At 71.1% G+C, this 20159-nt stretch carries 16 protein-coding genes; 11 read left to right on the forward strand and 5 right to left on the reverse strand.

The annotated features are described in order from the left end of the window. Positions 1 to 145: 145 nt before the first annotated feature. Positions 146 to 1078 (forward strand): bifunctional DNA-formamidopyrimidine glycosylase/DNA-(apurinic or apyrimidinic site) lyase, encoded by a 933-nt coding sequence (gene mutM / locus Q3Y56_RS25630; protein ID WP_304464172.1) that lies wholly within the window; start codon positions 146 to 148, stop codon positions 1076 to 1078. Here mutM and Q3Y56_RS25635 read toward each other — a convergent pair. Continuing rightward, positions 1002 to 1415, reverse strand: coding sequence for a helix-turn-helix domain-containing protein (locus tag Q3Y56_RS25635; RefSeq protein ID WP_304464173.1), 414 nt, complete (start codon positions 1413 to 1415; stop codon positions 1002 to 1004). The two genes, mutM and Q3Y56_RS25635, sit on opposite strands and share 77 nt — an antisense overlap. Before the next feature lie 106 nt (positions 1416 to 1521). Here Q3Y56_RS25635 and Q3Y56_RS25640 point away from each other — a divergent pair, with 106 nt between their 5' ends. Further along, positions 1522 to 2112, forward strand: a complete 591-nt coding sequence (locus Q3Y56_RS25640; protein ID WP_304464174.1) for a flavodoxin family protein — start codon at positions 1522 to 1524, stop codon at positions 2110 to 2112. A gap of 119 nt (positions 2113 to 2231) precedes the next feature. Here Q3Y56_RS25640 and Q3Y56_RS25645 read toward each other — a convergent pair whose 3' ends face one another. Next, positions 2232 to 3137, reverse strand: a complete 906-nt coding sequence (locus tag Q3Y56_RS25645) for a CAP domain-containing protein (protein ID WP_304464175.1) — start codon at positions 3135 to 3137, stop codon at positions 2232 to 2234. Between the two features lie 132 nt (positions 3138 to 3269). On the opposite strand from Q3Y56_RS25645, the gene Q3Y56_RS25650 reads away from it, so the two are divergent. The 5 genes from Q3Y56_RS25650 to Q3Y56_RS25670 all read left to right on the forward strand — a co-directional run bounded on the left by Q3Y56_RS25650 (position 3270) and on the right by Q3Y56_RS25670 (position 11075). Continuing rightward, positions 3270 to 3551: an acylphosphatase gene (locus tag Q3Y56_RS25650; RefSeq protein WP_304464176.1), complete on the forward strand. Its 282-nt coding sequence runs from the start codon at positions 3270 to 3272 to the stop codon at positions 3549 to 3551. A gap of 373 nt (positions 3552 to 3924) precedes the next feature. Next, positions 3925 to 4131, forward strand: a complete 207-nt coding sequence (locus Q3Y56_RS25655; protein WP_304464177.1) for a hypothetical protein — start codon at positions 3925 to 3927, stop codon at positions 4129 to 4131. Between the two features lie 223 nt (positions 4132 to 4354). Then, positions 4355 to 8266 carry an AAA family ATPase gene (locus Q3Y56_RS25660; protein ID WP_304464178.1) on the forward strand — a complete coding sequence of 1304 codons (3912 nt, stop codon included), beginning with the start codon at positions 4355 to 4357 and terminating at the stop codon, positions 8264 to 8266. 176 nt (positions 8267 to 8442) lie between these two features. Next, a complete protein-coding gene (locus Q3Y56_RS25665) occupies positions 8443 to 9861 on the forward strand; it encodes a sugar porter family MFS transporter (RefSeq protein ID WP_304464179.1) in 1419 nt (472 codons plus the stop codon). A gap of 434 nt (positions 9862 to 10295) precedes the next feature. Further along, positions 10296 to 11075, forward strand: a complete 780-nt coding sequence (locus Q3Y56_RS25670; RefSeq protein WP_304464180.1) for a DNA-binding transcriptional regulator — start codon at positions 10296 to 10298, stop codon at positions 11073 to 11075. 75 nt (positions 11076 to 11150) lie between these two features. On the opposite strand, the gene Q3Y56_RS25675 is transcribed toward Q3Y56_RS25670, so the two are convergent. Both Q3Y56_RS25675 and Q3Y56_RS25680 read right to left on the reverse strand, forming a co-directional pair. Next, a complete protein-coding gene (locus Q3Y56_RS25675; RefSeq protein WP_304464181.1) occupies positions 11151 to 12644 on the reverse strand; it encodes a cytosine permease in 1494 nt (497 codons plus the stop codon). A gap of 237 nt (positions 12645 to 12881) precedes the next feature. Further along, entirely contained in the window at positions 12882 to 13907 is a 1026-nt protein-coding gene (locus Q3Y56_RS25680) for a transposase (protein ID WP_304464182.1), read from the reverse strand. A gap of 423 nt (positions 13908 to 14330) precedes the next feature. On the opposite strand from Q3Y56_RS25680, the gene ftsY reads away from it, so the two are divergent. Beyond that, positions 14331 to 15560 carry a signal recognition particle-docking protein FtsY gene (ftsY, locus tag Q3Y56_RS25685; RefSeq protein ID WP_304464183.1) on the forward strand — a complete coding sequence of 410 codons (1230 nt, stop codon included), beginning with the start codon at positions 14331 to 14333 and terminating at the stop codon, positions 15558 to 15560. A gap of 148 nt (positions 15561 to 15708) precedes the next feature. On the opposite strand, the gene Q3Y56_RS25690 is transcribed toward ftsY, so the two are convergent. After that, complete coding sequence (locus Q3Y56_RS25690; RefSeq protein WP_304464184.1) at positions 15709 to 16380, reverse strand: bifunctional DNA primase/polymerase; 672 nt, start codon at positions 16378 to 16380, stop codon at positions 15709 to 15711. A 411-nt stretch (positions 16381 to 16791) separates the two neighbouring features. Here Q3Y56_RS25690 and Q3Y56_RS25695 point away from each other — a divergent pair, with 411 nt between their 5' ends. The 3 genes from Q3Y56_RS25695 to Q3Y56_RS25705 all read left to right on the forward strand — a co-directional run bounded on the left by Q3Y56_RS25695 (position 16792) and on the right by Q3Y56_RS25705 (position 20127). Then, positions 16792 to 18321: a hypothetical protein gene (locus Q3Y56_RS25695; protein ID WP_304464185.1), complete on the forward strand. Its 1530-nt coding sequence runs from the start codon at positions 16792 to 16794 to the stop codon at positions 18319 to 18321. Positions 18322 to 18508: 187 nt separating this feature from the next. Further along, the gene (locus Q3Y56_RS25700) at positions 18509 to 19792 is read left to right on the forward strand and encodes an ammonium transporter (RefSeq protein WP_304464186.1); all 1284 of its coding nucleotides are present in this window, start codon (positions 18509 to 18511) and stop codon (positions 19790 to 19792) included. Further along, on the forward strand, positions 19789 to 20127 hold the full coding sequence (locus Q3Y56_RS25705; RefSeq protein WP_304464187.1) for a P-II family nitrogen regulator: 339 nt from the start codon (positions 19789 to 19791) through the stop codon (positions 20125 to 20127). The genes Q3Y56_RS25700 and Q3Y56_RS25705 overlap by 4 nt, the downstream gene beginning before the upstream one ends. Positions 20128 to 20159 lie beyond the last annotated feature (32 nt).

Genomic DNA, 20159 nt, shown 5'->3' on the forward strand with positions numbered 1-20159 from the left:
ACCCTGAGAGGGCGGCGGGCCACGTGGCCCGCCGCCCTCTCACGCGTCTGCCGGTCCCAGTGGCCCGCGGCCTTGGCGCGCGGTGCCGGAAAGACCCGCGCGGGAGCACACTCGTACCTGTCACCGGTACCCCCGAGGAGTCCCCTTGCCCGAGTTGCCCGAGGTCGAAGTGGTGCGGCGCGGACTGGAACGCTGGGTCAGCGGCCGCACGGTCGAGGGCGTCGACGTCCTGCACCCCCGCGCGACACGCCGGCACCTCGCGGGTGCCGAGGACTTCGCCCGGAGGCTGGAGGGCCGCCGGATCGGCCCGGCCCGGCGCCGCGGCAAGTATCTGTGGCTGCCGCTCGACGGCGCGGCCGAGGCCGTCCTCGCGCACCTCGGCATGAGCGGCCAGCTGCTCGTGCAGCCCGTCGGCGCGCCCGACGAGAAGCACCTCCGCATCCGGCTGCGGTTCGAGGACGGCGAGGGCACCGAACTGCGCTTCGTCGACCAGCGCACCTTCGGCGGGCTGTCCCTGCACGGTGCGGCGCCCGGCGCGGCCGACGGACTGCCGGACGTCATCGCCCACATCGCCCCGGACCCGCTCGACCCGGCGTTCGACGCGGAGCTCTTCCACGCCGCGCTGCGTCGGCGCCGTACGACCGTCAAGCGCGCGCTGCTCGACCAGTCGCTGATCAGCGGGGTCGGCAACATCTACGCGGACGAGGCGCTGTGGCGGTCCCGGCTGCACTACGACCGGCCGACGGCCACCCTCACCCGGCCGCGGACCACCGAGCTGCTCGGCCACATCCGCGACGTCATGAACGACGCGCTGGCGGCCGGCGGCACCAGCTTCGACAGCCTCTACGTCAACGTCAACGGCGAGTCCGGCTACTTCTCCCGGTCCCTGGACGCGTACGGCCGCGAGGACGAGCCGTGCCGCCGCTGCGGTGCGCCGATCCGCCGCAGGCCGTGGATGAACCGGTCCAGCTACTTCTGCCCGCGCTGCCAGCGCCCGCCCGTCATTCGGCGCGCTGCCGGTCGTAGCGCTCCCGCGCGTCCAGCACCTGCGGCATCTGGTCCTCGACGAAGCGGATGAGGCCCAGCAGCCGGTCCGCGACGGCCGCGCCGAGCGGCGTGAGCCGGTAGTCGACCCGGGGCGGGTTGGTGGGCTGCGCCTCGCGGTGGACGAGTCCGTCGCGCTCCAGCGCGTGCAGCGTCTGGGACAGCATCTTCTCGCTGACGCCGTCGACCCGGCGCCGCAGTTCGTTGAAGCGGAACGTGCCGTCGCTGAGCGCGCCCAGCGTCAGGCTGCCCCATCGCCCGGTGACGTGCTCCAGCGTGTCTCGGGAGGGGCAGGCGCGGGCGAAGACGTTGAACGGGAGGTCGTCCGGACAGACGTCCGGAGCCGGCGTGGCGGTGCGCGGAGTCGTCATGCACCCACCATACTCGCGCACAGCGCTATCCAGTGGGTTGCGCTTTCCAAAAGTTAGTGCTCTTCTTGTTCCTGCCACCGCTCGGGACCTGACCAAGGAGCACCGCATGACCACCCCCGTCGTTTCCATCGCCTACCACTCCGGCTTCGGGCACACGACCGTCCTCGCCGAGGCCGTGCGCACCGGCGCCTCCGCCGCCGGGGCGACCGTGCACCTGGTCAAGGTCGACGAGATAACCGAGGCCCAGTGGGAGCAGCTGGACGCCTCCGACGCGATCGTCTTCGGCTCGCCCACCTACATGGGCACCGCGTCCGGCGCCTTCCACGTCTTCGCCGAGGCGACCAGCAAGCGCTGGTTCACCCGGGCCTGGCAGGACAAGATCGCCGCGGGCTTCACCAACTCCGCGTCCAAGAGCGGCGACAAGCTGCACACGCTCCAGTACTTCACCGTGCTCGCCGCCCAGCACGGCATGAGCTGGGTGAACCTCGGTCTGCTCCCGGGCTGGAACGCCTCCACCGCCTCGGAGAACGACATCAACCGGCTCGGGTTCTTCCTCGGCGCCGCCGCCCAGACCGACCAGGACCAGGGCCCCGAGGGCGTGCACAAGGCGGACGTCGAGACCGCCGAGCACCTCGGCCGCCGGATCGCGGAGGCCGCACGGATCGTCGTGGCGGGCCGAGCCGCCGTCACCGCCTGACGCGCGGAACGCCGGAGCGCCCCTTCGGGCCCTGACGACATCGACCCCGTATCCCTCCGCCGAGGGGTACGGGGTCGATGCGCGTGGCGTCCGTTCGCGCGTGATGGCCGCGGCACGGCTCAGTAGCCGAACTCCTGCGTCCACCACGGGCCGCCGTCGCCTTCGTGCGCGCCCACGCCCAGGGTCTTGAAGTCGCAGTTGAGGATGTTCGCGCGGTGGCCGGGGCTGTTCATCCACGAGTCCATCACCGCCCGCGCGTCCGCCTGGCCGCGGGCTATGTTCTCGCCGCCCAGATTGCTGACCCCGGCCTGCTTCGCCCGGTCCCAGGGCGAATCGCCATCCGGGTCGGTGTGGTCGAAGAAGTTCCGCGCGTCCATGTCCTCGCTGAAGGCCCCGGCGAGCTCGGCCAGCTCCGGGTCGGCGGACAGCGGGGAGCAGCCCGCCTGCGCCCGCTCCTGGTTGACCAGGGCCAGCACCTCCCGCTCGGAGGCCGAGTGCGGTCCCCCGGTGGTGGGGGGCGCGGTCCGCGTCGGCGTGGCGGGGGCGGTGGTACGGGTCGGGCTCGGGCGCCCGTCGCCGGTGCCGTCTCCGCCGCCGGGCTTCGCCGACCGGGAGGGCGACGGCTTCTTCGACGGGCTCGCGGACGGCTTGGCCGACGCCTTCTTCGAGGGGGAGGCGGACGGCGCCTGCGAACGGCCGTCGCCGCGGCTCGCGGGCGTCGTGCCGCGCTCCGCGGTCGGCCCCGAGGAGGAGCCCTGCGCGCCCAGGTCCTCGTCCGGGAGGTGGTCGGCGCGCACGGTCGCACCGGAGTCCCCGCCCGAGCCGGGGGAGAATCCCGGCACCAGGCCGGAGGCCACCGCCACCGCGCCCAGCGCGACGGCGGCGGATGCGCCCAGCAGTCCGGTGCGTACCGGCGCCGGGCCCTTGCGGCGCGCTCCCCGGTGGCGGGTGGCGTCCGGAGCGGTCCCGGTGGAGGAGGGGGGTCCTGCCGTGGGTTCGGGGGCAGATCGTCGATGGCGACCCATCCGCTGCCTTCCTTACGTGCTCGGCGGTCAACGACATTCACCCATACGGGTGAAGCTATTGAGCCGGGACTGTACGCCATAAGGGGTGGGGCGGATGTGTCCAGGGGGGAAATGGCCGGTTAGCGTGCACGCATGAACGACAACGTCCGACTTACCGTCTGGGTCCGCGGCCGCGTCCAGGGCGTGGGTTTCCGCTGGTACACGCGGGCCAACGCGCTGCGGATCGGCGGTCTCGTCGGCTTCGCGTCGAATCTGGCCGACGGCCGGGTCCAGGTGGTGGCCGAGGGGCCGCGCGCCGAATGCGAGCAACTGCTCGACTGGCTGCGCGCGGGCGACACGCCCGGCCGCGTCGACGGCGTCACTGAGATCTGGGACACCCCACGAGGCGGCTACGACACCTTCGAGACCCGCTGACCCGGTCCGCCCGGAGCGCCGTCGAAAGCCGCTTCCGACGGGTGCCGAGACAGGCCGCGAGGAGCGAGAACGGGCTGGTGGTTGCCAATCACGCGACTCCATGGAAGGCTGCGGACCAAGGATGATCGCTGTGGCCCTGCGGGGACCTCGGAGAGGCGGTGCCGCCAGAGTCTGCGGCCTTTCCGCCCTAGGCCCGACAGGCGATGCGGGCTGTGATCGTGTTGACCGTCAAACTTTTTGGTGAGACGCTGGAAGCCCCGCGCACCTTCATTGTTTGGCATTGAGCACGTCGATGATGGCAGACATCGCGGGTGCGAATCCCTCACGACCCACACCGCTTCGGTCGGTCACTCAGTGTGGAGGACCATCCATCATGGCAAAGGCGCTTCTCGGATACGTCGGCGGCTCCGACCCCCGAGTCCTCGCCGAGATGCGACGGCTTCAGCAGCGCGTCCAGGACCTCGAATCCGAGCTCATCCGGATCCAGGCCGAAAACGACGCCCTCTCGGCTGCCGCACATCGTAGCGACTCGCTGCTCGACAGCATCGACGTACCCCAGGCGGAGCCTGCGCTCGCCTGACCTCGGCCTCCGGGCAGGTCGGGCTGCAATCGTCAGCCGCTTGAGAATCTGCAAGGGACGCCTTGGCGTCCCTTCGTCGTGTCCTCTGCCCCCCGGTGCTCATCAGTCGCGTTCGTCGCCGTTCGTCTCGGCGCCGCTCCAGCGTCCCCTGAGTGTTCCTTAACCCTGATGTGCCCGGCGCCTTCCCCGGCGAAACCGAACACGAACGGTAGAGTCCCACGGCGTGCACCTGAAGAGCCTGACCCTGCGAGGTTTCAAGTCCTTCGCCTCGGCCACGACGCTGCGCTTCGAACCCGGCATCACCTGCGTCGTCGGCCCCAACGGGTCGGGCAAGTCCAACGTGGTGGACGCGCTCTCCTGGGTCATGGGTGAACAGGGAGCCAAGTCCCTGCGCGGCGGGAAGATGGAGGACGTCATCTTCGCCGGGACCACCGGCCGCCCGCCGCTGGGCCGCGCCGAGGTCTCCCTCACCATCGACAACTCCGACGGCGCGCTGCCCATCGAATACGCCGAAGTCACCATCACGCGGATCATGTTCCGCAACGGCGGCAGCGAATACCAGATCAACGGCGACACCTGCCGGCTGCTGGACATCCAGGAACTGCTCTCCGACTCCGGCATCGGCCGCGAGATGCACGTCATCGTCGGCCAGGGCCAGCTCGACTCCGTCCTGCACGCCGACCCGATGGGCCGCCGCGCCTTCATCGAAGAGGCGGCCGGCGTCCTCAAGCACCGCAAGCGCAAGGAGAAGGCGCTGCGCAAACTGGACGCGATGCAGGCCAACCTGGCCCGCGTCCAGGACCTCACCGACGAGCTGCGCCGCCAGCTCAAACCGCTGGGCCGGCAGGCCGCCGTGGCCCGGCGCGCCGCCGTCATCCAGGCCGACCTGCGGGACGTGCGGCTGCGGCTGCTCGCCGACGACCTGGTCACCCTGCGCGAGGCGCTGCGCTCCGAGATCGCCGACGAGGCGGCGCTCAAGCAGCGCAAGGAGTCCGCCGAGGCGCGGCTGAAGGCCGCCCTCCAGCGCGAGGCCGCCTTGGAGGAGCAGGTACGCACGCTGGCGCCGCGGCTCCAGCGCGCGCAAGCGACCTGGCACGAGCTCTCGCAGCTCGCCGAGCGGGTACGCGGCACCGTCAGCCTCGCGGACGCGCGGGTCAAGAGCGCCACCTCCGCCCCCGCCGAGGAGCGGCGCGGCCGCGACCCGGAGGACATGGAACGCGAGGCGGCCCGGATCCGCGAGCAGGAGGCGGAGCTGGAGGCCGCGTTGGAGGCCGCGAGCCGCGCGCTGGAGGACACCGTCGCCCACCGGGCCGAGCTGGAGCGCCGGTTGGCCGAGGAGGAACGCCGGCTCAAGGACGCCGCCCGGGCCATCGCCGACCGCCGCGAGGGGCTCGCCCGGCTGCACGGCCAGGTGACCGCCGCGCGCGGCCGGGCCGCCTCCGCCCAGGCCGAGATCGACCGGCTCGCGACGGCCCGGGACGAGGCGCGCCGCCGGGCGGTCACCGCCCAGGAGGAGTACGAGCAGCTGCGCGAGGAGGTCGACGGGCTCGACGCGGACGACGCGGAGCTGGCCGAACGGCACGAGACGGCCAAGCGCGAGCTCGCCGAGGCCGAGGCCGCGCTGGGCGCGGCGCGCGAGGCCGCCACCGCCGCCGAGCGCCAACGCGCGGCCACCGCGGCCCGGCACGACGCCCTCGCGCTGGGCCTGCGCAGGAAGGACGGCACGGGCGCCCTGCTCGCCGCCGCCGACCAGCTGAGCGGGCTGCTCGGCCCCGCCGCGGAACTCCTGACGGTCGCCCCCGGCCACGAGATCCCGCTGGCCGCCGCACTGGGCGCCGCCGCCGACGCGATCGCGGTCACCGACCCGGCCACGGCGGCCGACGCGCTGCGCCTGCTCCGCAAACAGGACGCGGGCCGCGCCGCACTGCTGCTGGGCGGGCCCGCGGCCCCGCCTGCCTCGGCTGCCGCCCCGCACGCCGAGAGCCCCGCCCCGCCCGCCTCGGGTCCCGGCCCGTACCCCCAGGGCTCCGCCCCGTCCGCGCCCTCGTCGGCCGTCCCGGACGCGGGCCCGGCCGTCCCGGCCGCACGTACCGGCGGTGCGCCGCAGGGCGGTTCGGGGCAGATCCCGGGGCCTGGCGCGGCACCCTTCGCCACCGACGGCGAGGCGCGGGAGCCGCATACGCGTGCCGCGGTCGGTGGTGGCATGGCGCTTCCGTCCGGCCCGGGCGGCGCGGTGGCCTCGCCCGGTGGCGACGCCGTGGAGGCGGCGGGGGAGCCGGCGGGGACGGGCGCGCGGGGCGTGTCCGGCTCCGCCGCCCTGCCCGGCGGGGCGGCGGACGCCGTCGGGTACCCCCGCGCCGCGGACCTCGTGCGCGGGCCCGCCGAGCTGCTCCCCGCCGTGCGCCGGCTGCTGGACCGGGTCGTGGTGGTCGGGACCTTGGAGGACGCCGAGCAACTCGTCGCCGCCCGCCCGGAGCTGACCGCCGTCACCGCCGAAGGCGACCTGCTCGGCACGCACTTCGCGCACGGCGGTTCCGCGGGCGCGCCCAGCCTGCTGGAGGTGCAGGCGTCGGTCGACGAGGCCGCGGCGGAGCTGGCGGAGCTCGCCGTGCGGTGCGCGGAACTGGCCGAGACGCAGCGCCGGGCGGGGGAGCGGCGTACCGCGTGTGCCGCCCTCGTCGAGGAGCTGGCCGGGCGGCGCAGCGCCGCCGACCGGGAGAAGTCGCAGGTCGCGCAGGCGCTGGGGCGGCTCTCCGGGCAGGCCCGGGCGGCCGCCGGAGAGGCCGAGCGGATGACGGAGGCCGCCGACAAGGCCCAGGAGGCGCTGGAGCGGGCCACCGAGGAGGCCGAGGTCCTTTCCGAGCGGCTGGCGGTGGCCGAGGAGGCACCGGGCGAGGAGGAGCCGGACACCTCGGTACGGGACCGGCTCGCCGCCGACGGGGCCAACGCCCGCCAGACGGAGATGGAGGCCCGCCTCCAGGTCCGTACCCACGAGGAGCGCGTCAAGGGGCTCGCGGGGCGCGCCGACTCCCTCGACCGCGCCGCGCGCGCCGAGCGCGAGGCGCGGGCCCGCGCCCAGCAGCGGCGCGCCCGGTTGCGGCACGAGGCGGAGGTGGCGGCCGCGGTCGCCTCCGGCGCCCGGCAGCTGCTCGCCCATGTGGAGGTGTCGCTGGTGCGGGCCGAGGCCGAGCGGGACGCCGCGGAGCGGGCCAAGGCCGAGCGGGAGCAGGAGCTGGTCGCCGAGCGCAACCAGGGCCGCGAGCTCAAGGGCGAGCTGGACAAGCTGACGGACTCGGTGCACCGCGGCGAGGTGCTGGGCGCGGAGAAGCGGCTGCGCATCGAGCAGCTGGAGACCAAGGCGCTGGAGGAGCTGGGCGTCGAGCCCGCCGGGCTGATCGCGGAGTACGGTCCCGACCAGCCCGTACCCGCGTCGCCGCCCGCCGAGGGGGAGGAGGCCGCCGACGCCGCGGGGCGGCCGCTGCCCTTCGTACGGGCCGAGCAGGAGAAGCGGCTCAAGGCCGCCGAGCGCGCCTACCAGCAGCTCGGCAAGGTCAACCCGCTGGCGCTGGAGGAGTTCGCGGCCCTGGAGGAACGGCACAAGTTCCTCACCGAGCAGCTCGAGGACCTGAAGAAGACCCGGGCCGACCTGCTCCAGGTGGTCAAGGAGGTCGACGAGCGGGTCGAGCAGGTCTTCACGGAGGCGTACCACGACACGGCGCGCGAGTTCGAGGGGGTCTTCTCCCGGCTCTTCCCCGGCGGCGAGGGCCGGCTGGTCCTGACCGACCCCGACAACATGCTGGCCACCGGCGTGGAAGTGGAGGCGCGGCCGCCGGGCAAGAAGGTCAAGCGGCTGTCGCTGCTGTCGGGCGGCGAGCGGTCGCTGACCGCCGTGGCGCTGCTGGTGTCGATCTTCAAGGCCCGGCCGAGCCCGTTCTATGTGATGGACGAGGTCGAGGCGGCGCTGGACGACACCAACCTCCAGCGGCTGATCCGGATCATGGAAGAGCTCCAGGAGAGCTCGCAGCTGATCGTGATCACTCACCAGAAGCGGACCATGGAGGTCGCCGACGCGCTGTACGGCGTCTCCATGCAGGGCGACGGGGTCTCGAAGGTCATCAGCCAGCGGCTGCGCTGACCTCCCCCGCGTCACTCCCGGGCCGCACTACTTCACCTTTTGAAGTCAAGTCGACGAGCCTTGCGGCGTAACTTCTTAGCCACATCCTATTGACTTCGAAACTTGAAGACATAGTCTCGGCAACGTCGTTTTTACCTTCAAGGTTCGGCGACGGTGCCGGGCCAGAGGAGTACACGTTGACCACCACCGCGACGGCGCAGGCGTCCGCGGGCCGCAAGGCCCCGACGGAACACCTCGGCCATGTCATCTTCATCACCGCCGCCGCCGCGATGGGCGGCTTCCTTTTCGGCTACGACAGCGCCGTGATCAATGGCGCGGTCGAGGCCATCCGTGACAAGTACGAGATCGGATCGGCCGCGCTCGCCCAGGTCATCGCCGTCGCCCTGATCGGCTGCGCCGTCGGCGCCGCCACCGCGGGCCGGCTCGCCGACCGCATCGGCCGGATCCGGGTCATGCAGATCGCCGCCGTGCTCTTCACCGTCAGCGCGGTCGGCTCGGCACTGCCGTTCTCGCTGTGGGACCTGGCCATGTGGCGGGTGCTCGGCGGCATCGGCATCGGCATGGCCTCCGTGATCGGCCCCGCCTACATCGCCGAGGTCGCCCCGCCCGCGTACCGCGGCCGACTCGCCTCCTTCCAGCAGGCCGCGATCGTCATCGGCATCGCGATCTCCCAGCTGGTCAACTGGGGCATCCTCAACCTCGCCGACGGCGACCAGCGCGGTGAGATCGCCGGGATCGAGGCCTGGCAGTGGATGCTCGGCGTCATGGTCGTCCCCGCCGCGCTCTACGGGCTGCTGTCCTTCGCCATCCCCGAGTCGCCCCGCTTCCTGATCTCCGCCGGCCGCAGCGACAAGGCCAAGGAGGTCCTCGCCGAGGTCGAGGGCGCCGGATCCGACCTCGACGCCCGGGTCGCCGAGATCGAGCAGGCGATGCGCAGCGAGCACAAGTCGACCTTCCGCGACCTGATGGGCGGCCGGGGCGGTCTGCTGCCGATCGTCTGGATCGGCATCGGCCTGTCGGTCTTCCAGCAGCTCGTCGGCATCAACGTCGCGTTCTACTACTCCTCGACGCTGTGGCAGTCCGTCGGCGTCGACCCGAGCGGCTCGTTCTTCTACTCCTTCACCACATCGATCATCAACATCGTCGGCACCATCATCGCGATGATCTTCGTCGACAAGGTCGGCCGCAAGCCGCTCGCGCTGATCGGCTCGGTGGGCATGGCGGTCTCGCTGGGCCTGCTGGCCTGGGCCTTCTCCGCAGACCTCGTCGACGGCAAGCTCCCGCACACCCAGGGCGTCCTGGCCCTGATCGCGGCCCACGCCTTCGTGCTTTTCTTCGCCCTGTCGTGGGGCGTGGTGGTCTGGGTCCTGCTCGGCGAGATGTTCCCCAACCGCATCCGCGCCGCCGCGCTGGGCGTCGCCGCCTCCGCGCAGTGGATCGCCAACTGGGCCATCACCGCCAGCTTCCCGAACCTGTCGGAGTGGAACCTGTCGGGCACGTACGTGATGTACACCGTCTTCGCCGCGCTCTCGATCCCGTTCATCCTCAAGTGGGTGCCGGAGACCAAGGGCAAGGCGTTGGAGGAGATGGGCTAACCCCCCCCGCCAGCTTCATCTCCTCATACGGAAACTGCCCCGGCTCACACGGAGAGCCGGGGCAGTTTCGCGTACCCCGGGGGGCGTGCCATTGGGCTTACCCCGGGCGCCCGGGGCCCGCACCGGACGTGCAGCGTAAGCACTGGCACGGTGGCCATACGGAGGTATGCAGGGGTGGCAACGGCTCGGTGCTCCTCATCACCAGTTCGGCACCCCAGGTCCGGCCTCCGTCGCGGGACACCCGGAGGGTCATGAGCCGCTTGCCGCGTTCTTTTCCGTCCATCACGGTCTGCCCTTCCCCGTTGGCTTGGGATGTCGTGATGGTGCCGTCGCCGACCTGGACACTGCGACGACGGAAAGGGCGTTGTTCGGGTGTCCCTCAAAGGGCGTCAATTAGGTGTCATTGCAGGCCCCTTACGGCTAGCTTGGATGGCATGACGACCGTGGTGCACGTACCGAACGACGCGCTGCGGGCCGTGCGCATCGGCCTGCGGATGAGCCAAGACGACCTGGCGAAGGCGCTTCGCCGAGCAGGGCTGGAACTGGGCGAGCCGAACGACGCCAGCAAGAGACTCGTTCAGCGCTGGGAGGCCGGCATCAGCAGGACGCCGAGGCCGGTGTACGTCCGTGCTCTGGAACGCGTCACGGGGATGCCGGTCGAGTCCTTGGGGTTCGCCCCACAAGTGCCCATGGCCCGGGTGCGCGGCGACGGCGCTGGGGGACACGACATGGCGCCGAGCCCCGAGGGTGTTGCCCCGGCCGAGGCGGACACCCTGCCGGCCCCGCAGACGGCCGGAGCCAACTACAGCGGTGTGTGGCTGTCCCGGTACGAGTTCTACTCGTCAGGTCGTGACGACACCTTCGAAGGCAAGCACTTCGTCGTGCTCGTCCAGCACGGCAATCGGCTGACCGGGCGGTCACTGCGAGGGGCGTCGTCCAACCCGGACTCCCCCCTCTCCCTGGACCTCACGGTCGACCGGAGTGTCGTCACGGGCACGTGGACCGAGCAGACGGCCGGCGACGGCTATTACCAGGGCGCCTCCTACCACGGCGCCGTGCAGATGCTGGTAGAGCCGACCGGCCGCCGCATGGCGGGGAAGTGGGTCGGGTTCGGCAAGGACTTCGACGTCAACACCGGGCCGTGGGAGCTGAGGCTCATGGATACGTCGACGTCCAAGGCGACCTTGGAGCTGTACAGCACCCCGCCCGAGTGACCCGCATGCGGACGTCCCCCGTGCCCTGACCGACCAGGGCACGGGGGACGTCGGCGTTACCGGATACGCGGTGCGTCAGACCTGGGAGACCGGCTCCCGGTCGGCGGCGGCCCCCGCCGGCGCGTTCTCCCGCGGCTTCGGAAGGACCGCGAAGACGGCGGCCGCGATGACGATCGTCACCGCCCAGCCCAGGCCGTTGCGGCCGAGCCAGGTGTCCGCCAGCGGGCCGGTGAACCAGTCGACCTTCGTGAAGCACAGCCCCGTGGCCAGCGCCACCAGCCACGCGGCCATCGCCTGCCAGCAGAAGCCGCCCACGTACCAGTAGCGGCCGCCGCGCCCGGTGTCCGTCAGCGCGTCCGCGTCGTACTTCACCGCCAGGCCGCGCCGCCGCGCCATGTCGACCAGGAAGACGCCGATCCAGGCCGAGAAGGAGACCGCGAGCAGCGTGAGGAAGGTGATGAAGGAGGACAGGAAGCTCTCGGCGACGAGCATCAGGATCAGTCCGCCGACGAGGCTGATGATCGCGTTGATGCTGACCGCCATCGCGCGCGGCAGCTTCACGCCCATCGTCTGGGCGGTGAAACCGGCCGAGTACATCGACAGGCTGTTGATCAGCAGCATGCCGACCAGCGCGGTGATCAGATACGGCACGGCCAGCCACTTCGGCAGGACGTCGCCGAGGAAGGAGACCGGGTCCGGCGCCGAGGCCAGGTCCGGGGTCACCGCGGCCATCACCGCGCCCATCAGCACCATCGGGACCACCACGACCGCCGCGCCCGAGACCGTCGTACCGACGATGGCCCGGCTGCTGGTGTTGCCCGGAAGGTAGCGGGTGAAGTCCGGACCCGACGGGATCCAGCTGATGCCGCCCGCCGCGATGGTGCCGATGCCCGCGATCAGCATCGACGTGCTGCCGGACGGGCGGGAGAAGACCTTGTCCCAGTCGACGTTGGCGATCAGGTAGCCGAGCACCAGCACGCTGAACGCGCCGAACAGATACGTCGACCACTTGTTGCACACGGCGAGCACCTTGCGGCCCATGCCACTGACCAGGAAGGTGCAGGCGACGAAGGCGAAGAGGGTGACGACGATCAGCGGGGTGTTGCTCTCGATGCCGAAGAGCAGATCCAGCACGGTCAGCATGGCGTACGCGCCGGTGACCGCGTTGATCGTCTCCCAGCCGAACCGGGCGATCCACAGGATCATGCCGGGGAAGTAGTTGCCGCGGACGCCGAAGGTCGCGCGCGACAGCATCAGCCCGGGCGCGCCACCCCACTTTCCGGCCAACGACACCACGCCGACCATGCCGTACGAGACGGCGGAGGCGCAGACGCCGACCAACAGGACCTGCCACAGGCTCAGCCCGTTGAACACCACCAGGCCCGCACCCATGGTGAGCAGCAGCACACTGATGTTGGCGGCGACCCAGGTCGGGAAAAGCTCGCGGGCTCTGCCGTGCCGCTCGTGCTCCGGAACCGGCTCGATGCCTCTGGTCTCGATGGCGCCCTCTTCAGAAGAAGAGGCGGGTGCGGTGGCGTCCGCGGTGGCGGGAGCGGTGGCGTGATCCATGAAGGCAGGCTCCGTGCGTGGGCATGCTGGGGCGCAAGGCCGGGTACAGGGGAACGCGAGGGACTCTACGCGCGTCGCATGCCGCCGCGCCATCGTACTTTGCTCCAACGTGTAGCCATAAGCGGCTTTGGTCCCGATACCCAAAGGCGGGACCGGAGGCGGGATCGCCTTTCCGGACGAGTGGCTGATACTGAGAGCGTTGTGACTCCTCCGCCCCGCAAACGGGGTGGCTTCTCGCTACGCCGGTTGGGCTTCGCGATGGGCCAGCCCGGCCCGTAGGACGTTGGAAGCACCCACTGTGTCAGCGTGTGCGCTGTGGCCGCACGCGACGCAGCAGAACGTCTCCTGCGTCGGCCGGTTCTCTCTGGCGGTGTGCCCGCACTCAGGACACTGTCTGGAGGTGTTGCGGGGCGCCACCGCTGTCACTTCCCGTCCGGCGCACTCTGCCTTGGCGTTCAGGATCGCGAGGAACACCCCCCACCCGGCATCGGTGATTGAGCGGTTCAGCCCAGCTTTGGCCGCTGCCCCGTTGGGGGCGTAGGTGCCGTCTCCGCTCGGGCGCGGCTCCGGGGCCTTGCTCATGTTGCGGATCTTCAAGTCTTCATGCGCGATGAAGTCGTGCTGCCGCACGAGATCAATCGCGACCTTGTGAGCATGATCGAGCCGTTGGCGGCTCACCTTGCGATGTAACCGGGCGACTCTTTCGACCGCCTTGCGGCGGCGTCTGGAACCGCGCTTGCACCGGCTGAGTGCCTGTTGTGCCTGTCCGAGTTTGGCGGCGGCTTTCCGGCCGTGGCGCGGATTGTGCACAAATCCGCCGTTGGAATCGGCGAGGAAGTTGGCGATACCCATGTCGATTCCGATCGCGCTGCCGGTCGCGGGCAACGGATCGGGATCCGTCCGCTCGGCGGTGAGAACCGCGTACCACCGCTTGCCTTCGCGCTTGAAGCGCGGATACCCCGGCTTCTCACCGGCCTTGATCCGGCGGAAGAACGCGGCGAAGGCCTTGTCCAGACGGCGCAAGGTGGCTTGTTGGGAACTGAATGACCAGCGGCCCTGCCGTTCGGGGGCGAATGCTCGGATCTCCTTGAGCTGCGCGGACTGATGTCCATACCGGATGGTCGTTCTGGAGACGTGCCGGAAGGCGTCACGACGTTCCTGTAATGCACCGTTGTAGAGCGAGCAGTGATCGCGCAGCATCTCACCGAGTGCTTGCCTCTGCCGCACGGTGGGCCGCATGAGGAACTTGTACGTGCGGATCATCCAGCCCACCTCCCTTCGGTTCTCGCTGAGTCTGCCTAGCACGTCGTGCCGCTGTCTGACGGTCTGGCCACCCATCGCTCCCCCGGGTGGCATATCCATAACAGGCAGGCTCGCCCTCGCGCAGTCTGGTAAAGGGGGGAGAGGCTGAGCATTGGTCGCGATCGGGCCGGGCGTGATGAATACGGCACCCCCGGATCTTTCAGAAGCCGTGGCGCATGACCATCCACAGCGATGGCGGCGAGGAGCGTCCGCGGAGGCCGCCGGCGGCTACCCGGGCGTCCTCTTGGCGATCAAGTTCCAGGGGAGGCTCATAGGAACCCCAGCGACTAGGCTGACCAGCGCAACGGGGCCTCGGGGGGCCATAGGGGTCACCGGGTTAGACTCCATAACCGCCTGACCTTGAGAAAGGCTCTGAAAGAGTCGATGGAATTCGTCATCCTTGCCGCAGTCATCGCTGTGATCGCGCTCGCCGCGGTCAGCGGGCTCGTGGTCAGCAGCCGCAAGAAGAAGCAGCTGCCCCCGGCCCCGCCGAGCAGCCCGTCCGTCACCGCGCCGCCCGCCGAGCCGCACGTCGGCGAGGAGGCCGAAACCCCGCGTGAGGAGCCGCGCAGGACCATCGAGGAGGTGGACCTCCCGGCGACCGAGGCGCCGGAGGCTCCGCCCGTAGCCGTCGTCGAGGAGCCCGAGGCGCCCGCGATCGAGGTGCCCGAGCCGACGGCCGGCCGGCTGGTCCGGCTCCGCGCCCGGCTCTCCCGATCCCAGAACTCCCTGGGCAAGGGCCTCCTCACGCTGCTGTCCCGTGAGCACCTGGACGAGGAGACCTGGGAGGAGATCGAGGACACCCTGCTGACCGCCGACGTCGGCGTCGCGCCGACCCAGGAACTGGTCGAGCGACTCCGCGAGCGGGTCAAGGTGCTGGGCACCCGTACGCCCGACGAACTGCGCGCCCTGCTGCGCGAGGAGCTGCTCCATCTGATCGGCACCGAGGCCGACCGCTCGGTCCACACCGAGCCCGGCGTGGGGACGAACGGCGAGGAGAAGCCGGGCGTCGTCATGGTCGTCGGGGTCAACGGCACGGGGAAGACCACGACCACGGGCAAGCTCGCCCGGGTGCTGGTCGCCGACGGCAAGTCCGTCGTCCTGGGCGCGGCCGACACCTTCCGGGCCGCCGCCACCGACCAGCTCCAGACCTGGGGCGAGCGCGTCGGCGCCCGCACCGTCCGGGGCCCCGAGAACGGCGACCCGGCCTCCGTCGCGTTCGACGCGGTCAAGGAGGGCATCGCGGAGGGCGCGGACGTCGTCCTCATCGACACCGCCGGCCGCCTGCACACCAAGACCGGCCTCATGGACGAGCTGGGCAAGGTCAAGCGCGTCGTGGAGAAGCACGGCGCGGTCGACGAGGTGCTGCTCGTCCTCGACGCCACCACCGGCCAGAACGGCCTGGTGCAGGCGCGGGTCTTCGCCGAGGTGGTGGACATCACCGGCATCGTGCTCACCAAGCTCGACGGCACGGCCAAGGGCGGCATCGTGGTCGCGGTCCAGCGGGACCTGGGCGTACCGGTGAAGCTGGTCGGCCTGGGCGAGGGCGCGGACGACCTCGCGCCGTTCGAGCCGGAGGCGTTCGTCGACGCCCTCATCGGCAACGGCGCGTAGATCGGCGACGGCGCGTAGCGCGCTTCGCCGTCAGGCGGCGTACGGGTCCACTGAGCCCGTGCGCCGCCTGACGGCTTTCAGCTGAGTCGAGCCTGTGCGCCGCCGGCGGCTTTCAACCGAGCTGAGCCCGTACGCCGCCCGACGGCTTTCAGCGGCACAGCCCCCGGCACACGTACGCCAGCGTGCCCAGCAGCAGCCGGGCCTGCGGCGGACGCCCCGCCGTGTCCAGCGTCGGCGGGCGCAGCCAGCGCACCGGCCCCAGGCCGCCCAGGTCGGACGGCGGGGCCGTGAGATGGTCGCCGGGGCCCAGGCAGCGCAGGTCCAGGTCGGCGTCGTCCCAGCCCATGCGGTACAGCAGCTGGGGCAGCTCGGCGGCGGCTCCGGGGGCGACGAAGAACTGTGCCCGCCCCCGCGGGGTCACGGTCACCGGGCCCAGCGGCAGGCCCATCCGCTCCAGTCGGACCAGGGCTCGCCGCCCCGCCCGCTCGGCCACCTCCAGTACGTCGAAGGAGCGGCCCACCGGCAGCAGCACGGCCGCGCCGGGGACCTCGGCCCAGGCGGCGACGGCGTCGTCGAGCGTGGCGCCGGCGGGGACCGGCGAAGCGAAGTCCAGCGGATGCGCCCCGGGCGCGGAACACCGCACGTCACCGCATGAGCATTCGTTTCTGCCCGAGCCGAGGCCGCGTGCGGCCAGGGCTCCCGGCATCACGTCCCAGCCCCACAGTCCGGTGTACTCCGCCACCGTCGTGCAGTCCGACGGGCGGCCCCGCCGCCGCGGGCCGGAGCGCTTGTCCCGGATGCCGCCGATCGTGAAGCCCATGCCCCCTCCAACGGGTCCCGCTTGCCGATGGTTACGTCCTGGAGTGCCACGCTCACGGGGTGTCGTCATCGTGTCGCCCTCGAATGGCGGCGGCGCGTTGCCTCGTAGCGGGTGGTGAAGTGCTGTCCGTGCGCCCCCGTGCGCGCCGCCGCAACCAGTTCCTGATCGCCCAGCGCCCAGTGAATCGTGCGAAGCGGGACCGTAGTTCCATCGCAGGGGTGGCGAATGGTGGCGTTTAAGGGAAGCCCCTGACGTCGGTCGTGATCGTAAGATTACTTTCGGTGCACGAACCCGGGGTGTCATCCTCCGTCTACGGGTATGCCGGAGGCACGGCCTTGAGGCCCGGGGAGTCGGCCGGTGGCTCGAAGTGGACCGCCGGATCGGCAAGTGGCCGAGCCGACAGGCATTCTGATGGCGATTCAGATCGAGATACGCGGGAATGGGGGCCTTCCAGTGGGCGGCAACGGCGGAAGTGCTGACAAACGCCCCAATGAGCAGTTGGGTTCGTGGTTCGTGCGCAGCGGCTGGTCCAAGGGCGAGCTGGCGCGCCAGGTGAACCGCCGGGCCCGGCAATTGGGTGCCCACCACGTCAGCACCGACACCTCCCGGGTGCGGCGCTGGCTGGACGGCGAGCAGCCGCGCGAGCCCATTCCGCGCATCCTCTCCGAGCTGTTCTCGGAGCGCTTCGGATGCGTCGTCGGCGTCGAGGACCTCGGTCTGCGCCCCGCCCACCCCTCGCCCTCCGCGTCCGGCGTGGACCTGCCCTGGGCCGGTCCGCAGACGGTCTCGCTGCTCAGCGAGTTCTCCCGCAGCGACCTGATGCTCGCCCGGCGCGGCTTCCTCGGCACCTCGCTCGCGCTCGCCGCGGGCCCCGCCCTGGTCGAGCCGATGCAGCGCTGGCTGGCGCCCACGCCCGCCGGCCAGCCGCCGCTGCCCCAGCAGGCGGACGGCGAGCGTTTACGCCGCGGGACCCGGCTCTCCAGGCCGGAACTGGAGCTGCTGGAGGCCACCGCCGTGATGTTCCGGCAGTGGGACGCCCAGTGCGGCGGCGGGCTCCGCCGCAAGGCGGTTGTCGGCCAGCTTCACGAAGTCACCGACCTGCTCCAGGAGGCACAGGGCGGCCCCGCCGCCAAGCGGCTGTTCACCGTCGCCGCCGAGCTCGCCGAGCTGGCCGGGTGGATGAGCTACGACATCGGCATGCAGCCCACCGCCCAGAAGTACTTCGTGCTCGCCCTGCACGCCGCGAAGGAGGCCGGGGACCGTCCCCTGGGCTCGTACATCCTCTCCAGCATGAGCCGCCAGATGATCCACCTGGGGCGGCCGGACGACGCGCTGGAGTTGATCCACCTCGCGCAATACGGCAGCCGGGAGAGCTCCACCGCCCGCACGCAGGCGATGCTGCACGCGATGGAGGCGCGCGCCTACGCCAACATGGGACAGCCCAACAAGTGCCACCGGGCGGTGCGGATGGCCGAGGACGCCTTCAGCGACTGCGACCCGCGGCACGACGGGGACCCGGACTGGATCCGCTTCTTCTCCGAGGCCGAGCTGAACGCCGAGAACGCCCATTCCTTCCGCGACCTGGCCTATGTCGCCGGGCGCAGCCCCACGTACGCCAACCTCGCCACCCCGTACATGGAGCGGGCCGTCGAGCTGTTCCGCGCCGAATCCGAGCACCAGGACGGCCACCACCGATCGTATGCGCTCAACCTGATCGGCATGGCCACCGTCCATCTGCTCCACAAGGAGCCGGAGGAGTGCGCGGCCGTCGCCCAGGAGGCGCTGCCGCTGGCCAAGCGGGTCCGCTCCGAGCGGGTGAACAACCGGCTGCGCAAGACCGTGGACACCGCCGTGCGGGACTACGGCGACGTGCCCGCCGTGGCCCACCTCGGCGAGGCGCTCGCCGAGCAGATGCCCGACTACGTCCCCGAAGCCGTCTGACCCGGGAGGCCGCCGCACGTACCGCGGCGGTTCATCCGCGCGTAACACGGCACCGCCCTTCGTCACTGCCGTGAAACACCGAGGGGCGTCCACTGAAACCGCCCTGCGTCAGTCTCATGGCGAAAACCGGCCCACACCCCCCGCACCCCTTCCCGCACGGGCCGAAGGTTTCGAGGAGACGTCGACATTGAATGGCGCAGATACCGCATTCGTACTGATCAGTGCCGCGCTCGTGATGCTCATGACACCGGGCCTGGCCTTCTTCTACGGCGGCATGGTGCGGGTCAAAAGCGCCCTCAACATGCTCATGATGTCCTTCATCTCGCTCGGCATCGTCAGCGTGCTGTGGGTGCTGTACGGCTACTCGCTCACGTTCGGTGACGACATCGGCGGCGGGCTGCTGGGCAACTTCGACCACATCGGCTTCAAGGGCATCGACGCCGAGACCCTCACCGGCGGCAAGGAGGGCATCCCGGTCCTCGCCTTCGCCCTCTTCCAGCTGATGTTCGCGATCATCACCCCGGCGCTGATGAGCGGAGCCCTGGCGGACCGGGTGAAGTTCAGCGCGTGGGCCCTGTTCATCACCCTGTGGGTCAGCCTCGTCTACTTCCCGGTCGCCCACTGGGTGTGGCAGGCCGACGGCTGGCTGTTCAAGCTGGAGGTCATCGACTTCGCGGGCGGTACGGCGGTCCACATCAACGCCGGCATCGGCGCCCTCGCCGCGGTCCTGGTCGTCGGCAAGCGGATCGGCTTCAAGAAGGACCCGATGCGCCCGCACAGCCTGCCGCTGGTGATGCTCGGCGCCGGTCTGCTGTGGTTCGGCTGGTTCGGCTTCAACGCCGGCTCCGCGCTCGCCGCCAACGGCGTCGCCGCCAACATGGCCTTCAACACCCAGGTCGCCACCGGCGCCGCCATGCTCGGCTGGCTCGCCTACGAGCGCATCCGGCACGGCGCGTTCACCACCCTGGGCGCCGCCTCCGGCGCGGTCGCCGGACTCGTCGCCATCACCCCCGCCGGTGCCGCCGTCAACGCCTTCGGCGCCATCGCCATCGGCCTGGTCGCCGGCGTCGTCTGCTCCTGGGCCGTCAGCCTCAAGTACAAGCTCGGCTACGACGACTCCCTCGACGTCGTCGGCGTCCACCTGGTCGGCGGCGTCATCGGCACCCTGCTCGTCGGCCTCCTCGCCATCGACGGCGTCGGCGGCCTGGACCAGCTCGGCAAGCAGGCCGTCGGCGCCTTCTCGGTGATGGCCTTCTCCTTCGTCGTCTCCTGGATCCTGGCCAAGCTCGTCGACGCCACCATCGGCTTCCGGGCGAGCGAGGACGACGAGATCACCGGCATCGACCAGGCGTTCCACGCGGAGACCGCCTACGACTTCAGCGCGGTGGGCGGCGCCCCGACCGGACGCAGTAGCGTGCCCGCCCACAGCCAGGACCAGATCGCCGCAGCGGCAAAGAAGGTAGACGCATGAAGCTCATCACCGCGGTCGTGAAGCCGCACCGGCTCGACGAGATCAAGGAAGCACTGCAGGCGTTCGGCGTACAGGGCCTGACCGTCAGTGAGGCCAGCGGCTACGGACGCCAGCGCGGCCACACCGAGGTCTACCGGGGCGCGGAGTACACCGTCGACCTGGTGCCCAAGGTCCGCATCGAGGTGCTGGTCGAGGACGAGGACGCCGACGACCTCGTCGAGGTCGTGGTCAAGGCGGCCCGCACCGGCAAGATCGGCGACGGCAAGGTGTGGACCGTACCCGTGGACGTGGCGGTCAGGGTCCGGACCGGCGAGCGCGGCCCGGACGCCCTCTGAGGCCGGACCGACCGACACCCCACGAACAGGGA

The organism is Streptomyces sp. XD-27, assembly GCF_030553055.1.
Lineage (GTDB): Bacteria > Actinomycetota > Actinomycetes > Streptomycetales > Streptomycetaceae > Streptomyces.